Genomic DNA, 12346 nt, shown 5'->3' with positions numbered 1-12346 from the left:
GCCCTGGACCGCTTCAAGGCCCCAAGGCCTCTGGGCGGCAGCCATGAACTGCGCTTCGGCGGGATCTATGTCGGCCGAGAATGCGGCCGCAAACTTCTGCGGATCGATTTTGATGAAGCCATCCTTCGGCGGAAGGAGTGGGGCTTTCTCCGCACCAGGGACCTCTTGCGAAGCAAGGTCGAAGACGGATTCCCCGGCTTTCGGAACGAAGGCTGCCAGATAAACGAGACTCACGACCTTTTCTTCGCTCCCTGCCTCCGTAATGACGGCACCACCATAAGAATGCCCGACGAGCACAACCGGGTGTGAAGCCTCTGCGATCACACCCTTCGTGCACTCAACATCTTGGGCAAAGGTGACTGCGGAATTTTGCACGACGAGGACTTCATAACCGTCTTGCGACAAGTTCTCGTAGACCTTCCGCCAACCGGAAGCATCGACAAATGCACCATGCACGAGCACAACCGAAACAGGTTTGGATGATTGGTTCGAACGATCTAGGGTCATTACGCGATCTCCCGGTGACATCATTCTTGACTGTTCTGAACGCGAATGCCCAACCTCGTTGAGGTTTGGGCGGATATGCATTGCCGTCAATGAGTATGGTGGTGTTGCTAGGAGGGGCGTTCCCTTCTCGCTTGACTGATATCTGTAGGGGTGATTGGGCCAACTCTCAATTGAGACCATGATCTCTTCGGACTAGACGAAGGGACTGCAGAAATAGACCTTGGTCTATAAATCTCAGCTAACCTAAAATCGCAGAACAGCGTATTTTTAGCCGCGCATCAGCGTTGCAAGCAGCCGGAGAGCAGACTTGGAACACCCAACGCATACTGACGCGATCATAGACATGATCCCGGCAATGGCTTGGTCGACAACATCCGACGGAATGCTGGATTTCGCCAATCAGCATTTCCTCGAATACGTCGGCCTGTCGCTTACTGACATTGCGGGCGAGAATTTTTACCGCCTCTTCCACCCCGACGATCTCGAGCATCTCGCCGCTGCGTGGTGGAACATCATGACTTCCAAGATTGCCAAGGAAGTCGAGGGGCGGATCAAGCGTGCAGACGGTGTGTTCCGGTGGTGTAGTCTTCGGCAAAAGCCGCGGTACGATCCGGAGGGAACCGTCGTCAGATGGTACGGCGTGGTCCTCGATATCGAGGACCGTAGGCAAGCAGAGGATGCGCTCAAGGAAACGAAGGCCGCGCTTGCAGCGAGCGAGCAAAATCTTCGACTCATTATCGACTCGCTTCCAGTTCTCGTCTGGTCGGCGCGGCCAGATGGTAGCGCGGACTTCGTCAACAAAAGCTGGCTTGATTATGCCGGGCTACCGGCTGAGCGAATTCTAGATTGGGGCTTTTTGGACCTATACCACCCTGAAGACATCCCTGAGATGGTCGAGATCTGGAAGAGAGACCTTGAGAGTTCAGACCACACGCAGCTGAAGGGTCGCATTCTCGGCGCGGATGGCCGGTATCGATGGTTCTACTTCTCTGGTCGAAAGCTGGAGGATGCCAACGGCATCGTACGCTGGTTTGGTGTGAACATCGACATTGAAGATCTGCAATGCGCCGAGGACGCCTTGCGCGCGAGCGAGACGGCACTCAGAGAGAGCGAGCACAAGCTATCCCTGATCATCAATACTATCCCTGCCATGGCTTGGTCATGCACCCCCGACGGGCGGCTTGAGTATTGGAATAAAAATCTCATCGATTTCGTCGGCCTTCCATTCGAAGAAATTGTCGATTTCGGCTTTTATCGGATGTTTCACCCTGATGACGTTGAGCGCATGCAAGCGAGTTGGGAGGAAGTCGTTGCCACCAAACGGCCTAATCCGGTTGACGCTCGCATCAGAAGGTTCGATGGCGAGTACAGGTGGTTTAACCTACGGCAAAACCCGTTGCTGGATGCGGATGGGAACGTCGTTCGGTGGTATGGCGTCGTCGTCGATATAGAGGACCGCAAGCGAGCCGAAGAGTCGCTTCGCCAGAGCCAAAGCGATCTGGCGCACGTTACCCGCCTGACCACGATCGGCGAACTAGCCGTCTCCATAGCCCACGAGATAAATCAGCCGCTCATGGCGATAGTAACCAACGCCGGGACCTGCCTTCGGTGGCTGCAAGAGGGGCAGATGGATCTCGAACAGGCACGCCTCGCCGCGGATCGCGTTGTGCATGACGGCCATCGCGCCGGGGAGATTGTCTCCAGCATACGCTCAATGGCTCAGAGAGCTCCGGTGCGGATGGAGAGGACTGACCTCAATAGCGCGCTTCGTGACGTGCTTTTTCTTCTGCGAGCAGAACTGCAATCGCGAGGTTTGGAGGTCGTCACGAATCTTTCGCCGCACCCTCTTTATGTCCTGGGGGATCGCACGCAGTTGCAGCAGGTTCTTCTCAACCTGATCATTAATAGTTCCGAAGCGACACATCATGGCGCAGAAGCCACCATCATGATCCGTTGTACGCAACGCCAAGAGGGTGAAGTCGAAGTCAATGTTTCTGATACGGGGCAAGGCATAGCACCAGACCAGATCGACCGGGTATTCGAGGCATTTTACACCACCAAGTCTGACGGAATAGGAATGGGCCTTTCCATATGCCGCTCCATCGTCGAGGCGCATGGGGGGCGTATCTGGGCCGAGAGCAATTATCCTACCGGAGCGTCATTCAGCTTCACGCTTTCCGCCTACGAGGACACCGCCGTTGGTCGATGACAGAAAGAACAGGCGCCCAACAGTGATCGTCATCGATGACGATCAAAGCGTCCGCGAAGCGCTCAAGGGGCTGTTCGAATCCGTAGGACTAATTGCTGAAACACATGGCTCTGTCAGAGAATTCATGGCCGCAGACGATCCTGAAAAAGCCGGCTGCATCGTTCTCGACATCCGCCTTCCCGGCCAAAGCGGACTTGAGTTCCAAGAAGCGCTGGCGCAGAGCGATCTTCCTCGGTCTGTCATCCTGATAAGCGCTCACGTCGATGTGGCGATGGCAGTGCGTGCAATGAAGGCTGGTGCCATCGACGTACTGACGAAACCAGTCCGTGAACAGGATCTGCTGGAAGCCGTAAACCGCGCAATTGCCAATGATGCAGCGCGCCGAGAGGAAAGAACCTCGAAGACCGCCGCCCAGTTGAGATATACATCGCTTACCGAACGTGAACGCCAGATCCTGACCCTGGTCGTCGCCGGCAAGCTAAACAAGCAGATCGCCGCTGAGCTACAACTCGCGGAGCCAACCGTGAAACTTCATAGGGGTCACATGATGCGGAAGATGAAGGCGACGTCAGTCGCTGATCTGGTCAAGATCGTTGGTGGTCTGTTTTAACCCACTGACTTGACCGTATTGCCGAGAGGTTTAGCAAGATGCTCTCCGCGCCGAGCAATCTTGGCTGGAACGCCAAGGTCATGAAGGCATGTGATCCACCGACCCCGAAATTTGGCCAACCGACGCCTTGCTGGGGTACGTACCGCCGCCATTGTCTTAGCGGAAATAATTTCCGCTTGTTCTCCATCTCAGTCGCACGCGTTGACAAGACTCGAACCGCCGACCTCGTTGATGCAGCCTTCGCTCATCGTGAACGAGTGCTCTTGAAACAAATACTTACTAAGGATTGTCGTGGTCGCCGGCCGGCACCTCACACAGCTTGATTTTGCTGCTCATGATGGCCCCGGCCGGCCGAGGGCATGCCAGGCAGACGGCTTCTCGCTCGACAACTGTTCCATCGAACAATTGGCAGCCGCCTGTCGTTGGCCAGACCCCGAGGATACGCTCGATTTTCGTCAGATCACCCCCTTGCAAGAAATCTTGATTCAGCATCAATGGCTTGGCCTGCAACGCACATAGATGGGTACATTTTTTACCCTTCCATTGTTGCTTTCTTAACAGGATTGCTCCATATCGTTGCTCAACAACACCCGCCACGCCTCGGACGGAACCTCGGTTCCGAAACTGCGCACCCCGGCGGGTTTTTTGTTTTATAGCTATTCGAATCCGCCTATGAAATGGCATGAAGTTCGAAAAGCCCTCCGTCCCCATTCCCGACCAAATTGCCTTGCTGGAAGCAAGGGGAATGGCAGTGCCGGATTATGCCCACGCTGCCCATTGCCTCCAGCATATAAGCTACTATCGGCTACGGGCCTACTGGTTGCCATTCGAGGACGCGCCACAGGCTAGCGGTGCGCATGGGTTTCGAGCTGGAACATCCTTCGACCAAGTCCTGGAGCTCTACATTTTTGATAGGCGGCTGCGCCTCCTCGTGATGGATGCGATCGAAAGGATTGAAGTATCCCTGCGAGGCAGCTGGGCACATCACCTTGCCATGAAATACGGGCCACACGGCTATCTCGATCCTGGTCTCTATCACCGGCCCGATCGATATGCCCAAGCCTTCGCCAAATTGATCGAGGATCTGGCAAGGTCGAAAGATACGTTCATACTTCACTACAGGAACAAATACGACGATCCAGAGCACCCACCGATCTGGATGACAGCCGAAGTGATATCGTTGGGGCAACTCTCGATGTGGTATAACAATCTGAAGAACCGACCGGATCGACAGGCGATCGCCAAGGTTTACGGGTTGGATGAATCGGTTTTGGTATCGCTCGCCCATCACCTGACATATATCCGTAACATCTGTGCCCATCACGGCCGACTTTGGAACAAGCAGGTGACGGTGAAGATGATTGTGCCGACTTCTCCTGCGAGCTTAAAGTTGGCCATGAATGGGATTGCGCAGGGGCGAATCTACAATACCATTGCAGTTCTCGGCTATCTCATTGATATCGTTGCACCGAACAACCAATGGCGCGAACAGATTGCAGGACTGATGGATTCATGCCCGCTGGCAGACCAGGCTGCGATGGGCTTCCCGTCCAATTGGAAGAATCTCCTTGCTTGGAATTGACTAGCTAGGAGTGTCGGATAGCCTTCTACCATTGGCCCGAGCTTTGAGCGTGCTCTTGAAGGGATACGAACCGGCAAACCTCAGTTTCAGGCGATTTCAAGGAGAATTCCACGCTCTCATCTTCAGCGCATCTTTAGTGCCAGAGTCATCGCGCGGGTGGAGACTCGGCCTCGGCGAATTTCGCACCTTGTCTTGGAAAAACGTATCGCCACGGCCCGGCGTCAAGCTGATTCCACATCGCGGTTAGTCAGCCTTGACCGGTCTGCCGTGAGGTCAAGCAGCCGCCTCGGTCGTACCCATCAATACATCCTCACCAACGGCATCGACCAGGAAATCCAGAACAGCACGGACACGCAGCGGAAGATTGCGGCGTGAGGCGTAGACAATGGTGATCGGCAACCGCACTGGCGGAAAGGCCGGCATCACTTTGACCAAGCGCCCCGCAGCGATGTCATCGCCAGCAAGAATGTGAGACAGCACAGCCAGTCCGCCGCCGGCGAGCGCGGCGCGATGCACCGCTCCGGTATTGTGGAAGATCATCCTCGGGGTGACCTTGACCCTTTCGATGTCGGCGCCATTCAAAAAACTCCAGGACCGGCCCTCACCGCCACGATGGTAGCAGATGCAATCATGATCGGGGATCTCAAGCAGATGGCTGGGCATACCCCGCCTCTGGATATAGCCGGGCGCTGCAACAAGGAAGGCTGTCGTCCAGCCGATCCGGCGACAGATCAGACTGCTGTCGGACACTTCGCCGAGGCGGACTTCGAGATCAATCCCCTCGCCGATCAGGTCCGAAGACTGTTCGCAAAAGAGGACGTCAACGGACAGGTCAGGACAATCCTTCAACAAGGCAGGAAGCCGGTCGCTGATGTAGAGACCGAGGGCTGCCGGCAGACTAATCCTGACTTTTCCAGAAGCGATGGCGCCATCCGCCGACGCGGTTTCGCCCAGCGCTTCCACAGCATCGATAACCTTCTGCGCCATCGAAATCATCTGCTCGCCCTCGACGGTGAGGGAAAGGGCATTGGTCGAGCGGTGGAACAGCCGTGTGCTGTAGTGTTCCTCAAGCGACGAGACCTGCCGCGACACCGCCGGCTGGGTCAGGCCGCGATCCAGCGCCGCCGCCGAGAATGACCGTGTCTCGGCCACGCGCAAGAATGTCCTCAGCGCTGAAACGACGTCCATCCTGCTCCCCCCTCTGCCCCATAACATTTGGAATAGGCGTTATGCCGAAAGCTTAGGCTGGTTTTGGTTGCCTGTCCAGCAATTAAGGATATTACTTATCCATAAGGATATTTAGAATCCTTAATAAAGGAGAAAGCCATGACACAGCGCCTCAACTACGCCGCCCAGTCCCCCGAGTTTTTCAAGAAGATATCCGACCTCAGCATGTCGCTGCAGGACAGCGTCATCGAGCAGTCGATCCGCGATCTCGTCAATATCCGTGCCTCGCAGATCAATGGCTGCGCCTTCTGCCTCGACATGCACGTGAAGGAAGCCAAGATCCACGGCGAGAGCGAACTTCGCCTCTATCACGTTTCGATCTGGCGGGAATCCAACCTGTTCGCCCCCCGCGAACGCGCAGCCCTTGCTTGGACCGAAGCCGTTACCGAGCTGCCTGAAGGCGGCATTCCGGACGAGCTTTACGAACGTGTCCGCGGCCAGCTCTCGGAGAAGGAAGTCTCCGACCTCACCTTCTCCATCATGACCATCAACGCCTGGAACCGCGTCAGCATTGCCTTCAAGGCCGTGCCTGGCTCGGCGGACAAGCTCTACGGCCTCGACAAGGCTGGCCTAAGCTGAGGCCTGCCAGACATCTGCACCTCATCAACAATCACACGATGTCAGCACGGCTGACGGAGGAACGACCATGAAAATCGTCATCATCGGCGGAACCGGCCTGATCGGTTCGAAGACCACCGAACGCCTTCGGGCAAAAGGCGTTGAGGTGATCGCCGCGTCTCCCAATACAGGCGTCAACACGATCACCGGCGAAGGGCTGGCCGAGGCGCTGGCGGGAACGGACGTGGTTCTCGATCTCGCCAATTCCCCATCCTTCGAGGACAAGGCAGTGATGGAGTTCTTCGAGACCTCCGGCCGCAATCTGCTCGCTGCCGAAAAGGTGGCTGGCGTGAAGCACCACATCGCGCTCTCCGTAGTCGGAACGGAAAAGCTCCAGGAAAGCGGATATTTCCGCGCAAAGCTTGCGCAGGAAAAGCTGATCCGCGAGGCCGGAATCCCCTACACAATCGTCCACTCCAGTCAGTTCATGGAGTTCCTTGGTGGCATCGCGCAGTCTGCCCTGGTTGAAGGCAAGGTGCATCTGTCGCCGGCCTTCGTGCAACCCATCGCCTCCGACGATGTCGCCGACGCGATGGCCGACGTGGCGCTTGTCCCCCCGGTCAACGGTTTGATCCAGATCGCTGGACCGGAGCGTTTCCGGCTCAATGAACTGGTCGCCCGCTATCTGGAAGCGACGGGTGACGCCCGACAGGTCGTTGCCGATCCCGAGGCCAAATACTTCGGTGCGCGCCTGGAAGACCGCACGCTCGTTTCCGACAACAATCCGCGGCTCGGCAAGATCGGTTTTGAACAGTGGTTCGCCACCGCTCCTCGCAAGTGAAATCCCACGCCGCAATCACCAAGGAAGAATGTCATGATCAGAAGAACCATTTCCGCGGTGGCGATCGCCATCGTCACGTCAGTAACCGCGATTGCGCATGACGCACCGGGTGGCGGTTCAGCATCGAAGGTCACCCTCGTCTATGAACACGAGCTGCCGAATGTGCCGGGCAAAAGCCTCAAGGGCGTTCTGGTCGAGTACGGTCCGGGTGGGTATTCCGACGCGCATAAGCACCCGGATAGCGCCTTCATCTACGCCACCGTGCTGGAGGGATCGATCCTCAGCCAGGTCAACGACGGTCCGGTCAGGGAATACAGGGCTGGAGAACAATTTTCTGAACTCCCGGGCGATCGCCACGGCGTCAGCAAGAACGGCAGCGACACGAAGCCCGCCAAACTTCTCGCCGTCTTCGTGGTCGATACCAATCAAAAGGAACTGACCTACCCGATCAAGAAGTAGAGATCTCAACAAGGACCGGATGCCGTCGCCGCAGCCGGTCCTTGTTGTTCTTCGAGTCTGGAGTGACCTGCCATGGCCGTTGAATTGTCCGCACTGGCATTCGCAATCGTCGATATCATGGGCGTGATCGGCATCCTTGTCTGGCATGTTCAGGGCAAGGATCGACCAACAGCGCGCCTCGTCGTCCAGATCCTGTTCTTTGCGGCAATGACCGCGACGTTCCTGTCGCAGAGTATCCTTCCTTTTCGCGTGACAACAGGTGAGCTTGAAGGCCTGACCGCCTATCTCGGGAAATCCGCACGCGTTCTCTGGTGGATCCACCTTGCCTGGGCAACAATCGGCTTCGTACGCCTCTACATTGCGCTCGACCGCCGGCCGCAGGAGGCACGACTGATCCAGGATCTGATCGTCGCCGGCGTTTATCTAGGTGTTGCGCTTTCCATTATCGGCTTCGTGTTCGGCGCACCGATCGGAACGCTCGTCGCCACCTCCGGCGTGGTTGCCATCATCCTCGGCCTTGCCCTCCAGAACACCTTGGGCGACCTGTTCTCTGGCATTGCCCTCACACTGGGTCGCCCGTTTATGATCGGCGACTGGATCCAGCTAGGCGACGGCACAGAGGGACGCGTCATCCAAAACAACTGGCGCTCGACACAGATCCTGACGCCGGCACATAATGTTGTTGTTCTCCCCAACAGCGCACTCGCCAAACTCAGTCTGACCAACATGACGCGACCGGATGAATCGCATCTCGTCGAATTGGCCATCCGCATTGCAGCCGACCGACAGCCATCCGCCATTGAAGCAATTTTGGTGTCTGCACTGGAGGATTGCCGGTTCATTGTTCAGGAGCCCAAGCCCGTCGTGGCGTTCAAGGGCATTGATGCGATCGCAATCGATGTCGAATTGCTGTTCCGCGTGACCAGCCCTGCCAACCGAGTGCAGGCGCGCAACGAGATCATCAATGTCGTCAGCCAACAATGCGCGACCCACGGTCTTGGCTTTGCAATGCCGGCACAAGCCTATCACGTCGTGCCCAGCCTGGGCGACAAGATGGAGAAATCTGAATCTGTCCGCGCTCTACCCCGCGCGCTTTAGCACCCAGTCGAACGTTCCGGCCCAGATGCCCGGGTCGATCTCCTGCTCCAGCGTTTTCCCGAGGTCGGCAAACGTGACCTTGCGAAGCGCAGTGCGCCACGCTTCGTCGGCCTCCCACATGATCCGTGCGATCGCACACGAACCGCTCTCACAATAGTCCTTGGGTCGGCAGGGATTGTTGGCACGGATGTTCTGGCAAACGAAGGTCCGGCCGCTCCCCTCCACTGCTTCGACGACATCAAGGAAGGTCAGCTCTGCCGGTGCCCTTGCCAGACGATAGCCGCCCGAAGGGCCAAGCGTCGTATGGACGAGGCCTGCCTGCGACAGGCTCTGAAGTGCCTTTGAAAGATATTCCTTCGGAAGCCCATGCAGTTCTGCCAGCGCCTTGGTCGACAGATATCGCCCGTCAGGTAGGCCCGCGAGAATGGCGCAACAGTGGAGCGCCCATTCGACTTGGCTTTTGAGAATCATGCGGTGGGTGACCTTGGACCGGAATTAAGGATACATGATATCCCTATTTTGAATCGCTGTAAATACAGTCGATTGTTGGACGGACCATCTGGCCCGGCATGCCAAATGTCCATTATACGGCTATCGATTGATTTCGGTCGGGTGCATTGCACCGATCCGCGTCGGAACGGTACTCGAATTTATTGGTGAAATGGTGCGGCAGAACTGACTGATGGCATCTTCGAATAGCTGACAATCTTTCGGAGATACGGCCATCCCCAGGGGAATGGCCGTAAGTTGCCTGCTCAGCCCGGACGACCACCCAGCGACAAGCCGGTCAACTGCTCCGAAAGCAGCCAGAGCCGTTCCGCCGCCTGTGGATCCATGGCCCAAGACGCCACACCTTTGGTGCCGTCCGTCTCCGCTTGTGGCAGGGCGACCTCGCAATCTTCGCAATACACACCGCCGATACCGTCGAGTTCGGGCCGCGTTGCTGCCCAGACGCTCGTTGCTGCCCCTTGTTCCGGCGTCTTGAGATCGCGCGAGGGATCGACCCGGCGATTGCCATTCTCGTCATAGACATCAAAAGAGTTGATCTCGTCTTCGCTGAGATGGCGGGCGAGATCGGTCAGGATAACGCCAGGGTGCAGTGAGAATGCCCGCACGCCACGCCCTGCTCCACGCCGATCGAGCCCCAGCGCAAACAGAGCATTCGCCGTCTTCGCCTGGCCATAGGCCTGCCACTTGTCATAGGGGCGAGCCTTGAAATCAATGTCGTCGAAATCGACCGGCCCGATCTGATGGCCGCGCGACGATACAGAGATCACCCGCGCGTTGCCTGCCTTGACAAGTGCTGGCCACAGACCTGCAACCAGCCGGAAATGGCCGAGATGATTGGTGGCGAACTGGCTCTCGTGCCCAGCCTGATCACGGGCAAGCGGCGTTGCCATGATGCCAGCGCTGTTGACCAGGATTGAGATCGGCATGCCCGCCACAACGATCCTGCCAGCAAAGGCGGCAACCGATGAGGGATCCGCAAGATCCATCGCTTCGATGAGAACATTGTCGATACCGGCAAGTGTGCGTTCGGCCTTTTCGCGATTGCGGGCCGGTACGATGACACGAGCGCCGGCACCAGCGAGCGCCCGCGTCGTCTCGACGCCGAGACCGGAATAGCCGCCGGTGACAATCGCCGTCTTGCCGGAAAGATCGATGCCCTCGGTGACCTCGCGCGCCGTGCTGGATGCGCTGAAACGAGATCCAATAGGTTTCTGTTCGGACATGTCGTTACTCCTTCATTTATGGCTCTGGTGTCCCCTCCCTATATTGGATAGCCTCGCGGAGCCCCCAGCCTGCGGGATCCGGATTTCTGTCGTGATCGTCCAAAACATCCAGGATCCCCTGTCTGACGTGCTCAGCGCCATCGATGCGCGGGCGCTATTCTCCGTGCGATTTGCCGCCGGAGGCTCGTGGTCTGTTGCTTTTCCACCACCGGGCTACCTGAAGTTCAATGCGGTCCGCGAAGGCGGTGCCTGGCTGATCTCGGAGGGAGAGGCGCCGATGCGCATTGAAGCCGGCGATTGTCTGGTGGTCAGCGGCAAGGCGTTTACGCTTTGCAGCGATCCCGACGTGAAGCCGATAGCGGCGGAAGAGGTGTTCGCAGGCGGCAATCTCGATGTCTCAGTGGGCGATGGTCGGGATTTCGTGCTCCTCGGCGGGAGCGTCAACCTCGACACCGTCGACGGATCACTCCTCACCGACGCCCTGCCGCCTGTCGTGGTGATCGACCGCGAAGAGGCCGGACCGATTGGCTGGCTGCTCGAACAGTTGGACCTGGAGTGGAACAGCACCGCGCCGGGTGCTCGCATCGCCTGCAACGACCTGCTGCGTCTGGTGTTTATCCATGTCCTTCGTGCCTATATGGCACGTCAGACATCACAGCATCCCGGCTGGCTCGCCGGACTTGCCGATGTCCGCTTGGCGCCGGCACTGCGGGCCATCCACGCCGATCCGTCACGCCGCTGGACGGTAGAGGCACTGGCGGGGCTTGCTGGCCAATCCCGCTCCGGATTTGCCGAAAGATTTCGTGCCACCGTCGGGGCATCGCCGATCGACTATCTCGCGAGCTGGAGGATGCGGCTTGCCGCCGCTCGGCTGCGGCGTAGCAACGAGCCACTGCCACGGATTGCCCAGTCGCTCGGCTACGCGTCTGACAGCGCTTTTGCCGCCAGCTTCCGGCGCGTCCTCGGCCAGTCACCTGCACGTTATCGTGGCCTGTATCGCGACAAGACATGGAGTGAGGTTGTTAACTCCTGATTGCTGACTCGCCTATCGGCCCGTCGACTGTTCTGGACGATACAACGGCAAAGCAACTCACCACTATCTGTGACCGCATCCGGTCTGCACCCGCATGATGCGCCTTGAGAGGAATCGAACCGTCGACCCTATAAGTTGGCGTTTTCAACAAGGACAACCAGGCAACTGAAACTAAAAGGCTTTTGTTTATCCCGGCGCACCCGATCACCGAACGACGGGAAAGCCACTCTTCCTCTCTTTTCAGTCCTTGGAAGACATACACCCAAACACAGGGTGATCGGGGAGCGCAACCGACGCCGACGCGGAAGCCCTGTGATCATGTGCTTTCCCGCCGTTCTCCGCCTCTTTTCATTCTCCCTCAATCGGGTGGTGTCGGCCGACCCCGACTGCTATCAGCTTACGAACAACTATCGGGGCGGAGCGTTATGCCTGTGGCTCCTTCCGAGTCGTAAGGTCCGCGCGAGCCGATTCGGGCAGAATACAAGTAAA

The 12346-nt window shown here is 57.7% G+C and carries 13 protein-coding genes; 8 read left to right on the top strand and 5 right to left on the bottom strand.

The genetic code is table 11. The features are described 5' to 3' along the window. The coding region (locus BSG19_RS24180) for an esterase/lipase family protein (protein ID WP_092990571.1) at positions 1-507 on the bottom strand (507 nt) is incomplete at its 3' end. Positions 508-814: 307 nt separating this feature from the next. Here BSG19_RS24180 and BSG19_RS24175 point away from each other — a divergent pair. Next, a complete protein-coding gene (locus BSG19_RS24175) occupies positions 815-2716 on the top strand; it encodes a PAS domain-containing sensor histidine kinase (RefSeq protein WP_092990570.1) in 1902 nt (633 codons plus the stop codon). Further along, a complete protein-coding gene (locus BSG19_RS24170; RefSeq protein ID WP_092990569.1) occupies positions 2706-3326 on the top strand; it encodes a response regulator transcription factor in 621 nt (206 codons plus the stop codon). Before BSG19_RS24175 ends, BSG19_RS24170 begins: the two co-directional genes overlap by 11 nt. Before the next feature lie 279 nt (positions 3327-3605). On the opposite strand, the gene BSG19_RS24165 is transcribed toward BSG19_RS24170, so the two are convergent. Beyond that, entirely contained in the window at positions 3606-3923 is a 318-nt protein-coding gene (locus tag BSG19_RS24165) for a hypothetical protein (RefSeq protein WP_139274822.1), read from the bottom strand. 85 nt (positions 3924-4008) lie between these two features. On the opposite strand from BSG19_RS24165, the gene BSG19_RS24160 reads away from it, so the two are divergent. Further along, positions 4009-4908: an Abi family protein gene (locus tag BSG19_RS24160; protein ID WP_092990567.1), complete on the top strand. Its 900-nt coding sequence runs from the start codon at positions 4009-4011 to the stop codon at positions 4906-4908. A 273-nt stretch (positions 4909-5181) separates the two neighbouring features. Here the strand turns inward: BSG19_RS24160 and BSG19_RS24155 are convergent, their stop codons facing one another. Beyond that, a complete protein-coding gene (locus tag BSG19_RS24155; protein WP_092990566.1) occupies positions 5182-6096 on the bottom strand; it encodes a LysR family transcriptional regulator in 915 nt (304 codons plus the stop codon). A gap of 138 nt (positions 6097-6234) precedes the next feature. Here BSG19_RS24155 and BSG19_RS24150 point away from each other — a divergent pair, with 138 nt between their 5' ends. From BSG19_RS24150 to BSG19_RS24135, 4 genes are all read left to right on the top strand, one after another. Then, a complete protein-coding gene (locus BSG19_RS24150; RefSeq protein WP_092990565.1) occupies positions 6235-6714 on the top strand; it encodes a carboxymuconolactone decarboxylase family protein in 480 nt (159 codons plus the stop codon). 67 nt (positions 6715-6781) lie between these two features. After that, positions 6782-7534: an SDR family oxidoreductase gene (locus BSG19_RS24145; RefSeq protein ID WP_092990564.1), complete on the top strand. Its 753-nt coding sequence runs from the start codon at positions 6782-6784 to the stop codon at positions 7532-7534. Between the two features lie 33 nt (positions 7535-7567). Continuing rightward, positions 7568-7993: a cupin domain-containing protein gene (locus BSG19_RS24140; RefSeq protein ID WP_092990563.1), complete on the top strand. Its 426-nt coding sequence runs from the start codon at positions 7568-7570 to the stop codon at positions 7991-7993. Positions 7994-8110: 117 nt separating this feature from the next. After that, entirely contained in the window at positions 8111-9091 is a 981-nt protein-coding gene (locus tag BSG19_RS24135) for a mechanosensitive ion channel family protein (RefSeq protein ID WP_244529414.1), read from the top strand. Here BSG19_RS24135 and BSG19_RS24130 read toward each other — a convergent pair. Together BSG19_RS24130 and BSG19_RS24125 are read right to left on the bottom strand one after the other, a co-directional pair. Then, positions 9074-9562 (bottom strand): RrF2 family transcriptional regulator, encoded by a 489-nt coding sequence (locus BSG19_RS24130; RefSeq protein WP_092990561.1) that lies wholly within the window; start codon positions 9560-9562, stop codon positions 9074-9076. The two genes, BSG19_RS24135 and BSG19_RS24130, sit on opposite strands and share 18 nt — an antisense overlap. Before the next feature lie 284 nt (positions 9563-9846). Continuing rightward, positions 9847-10824 (bottom strand): oxidoreductase, encoded by a 978-nt coding sequence (locus BSG19_RS24125; RefSeq protein WP_092990560.1) that lies wholly within the window; start codon positions 10822-10824, stop codon positions 9847-9849. A 91-nt stretch (positions 10825-10915) separates the two neighbouring features. Here BSG19_RS24125 and BSG19_RS24120 point away from each other — a divergent pair, with 91 nt between their 5' ends. Next, a complete protein-coding gene (locus BSG19_RS24120; protein ID WP_092990559.1) occupies positions 10916-11857 on the top strand; it encodes an AraC family transcriptional regulator in 942 nt (313 codons plus the stop codon). Positions 11858-12346: the final 489 nt, after the last annotated feature.

It is taken from the genome of Rhizobium sp. NFR03, from assembly GCF_900111275.1.
In the GTDB taxonomy this organism is placed as follows: domain Bacteria; phylum Pseudomonadota; class Alphaproteobacteria; order Rhizobiales; family Rhizobiaceae; genus Ferranicluibacter.
The sequence above is the reverse complement of the archived record's forward strand: the minus strand, read 5'-3'. Positions and strand labels throughout refer to the sequence as shown.

Bases quoted from the DNA above. Each gene is read 5' to 3' on its own strand.
- BSG19_RS24135 (WP_244529414.1), top strand. From the start codon at position 8,111: ATGGGCGTGATCGGCATCCTTGTCTGGCATGTTCAGGGCAAGGATCGA.
- BSG19_RS24150 (WP_092990565.1), top strand. From the start codon at position 6,235: ATGACACAGCGCCTCAACTACGCCGCCCAGTCCCCCGAGTTTTTCAAG.
- BSG19_RS24160 (WP_092990567.1), top strand. From the start codon at position 4,009: ATGAAGTTCGAAAAGCCCTCCGTCCCCATTCCCGACCAAATTGCCTTG.
- BSG19_RS24155 (WP_092990566.1), bottom strand. From the start codon at position 6,096: ATGGACGTCGTTTCAGCGCTGAGGACATTCTTGCGCGTGGCCGAGACA.
- BSG19_RS24125 (WP_092990560.1), bottom strand. From the start codon at position 10,824: ATGTCCGAACAGAAACCTATTGGATCTCGTTTCAGCGCATCCAGCACG.
- BSG19_RS24145 (WP_092990564.1), top strand. From the start codon at position 6,782: ATGAAAATCGTCATCATCGGCGGAACCGGCCTGATCGGTTCGAAGACC.
- BSG19_RS24130 (WP_092990561.1), bottom strand. From the start codon at position 9,562: ATGATTCTCAAAAGCCAAGTCGAATGGGCGCTCCACTGTTGCGCCATT.
- BSG19_RS24140 (WP_092990563.1), top strand. From the start codon at position 7,568: ATGATCAGAAGAACCATTTCCGCGGTGGCGATCGCCATCGTCACGTCA.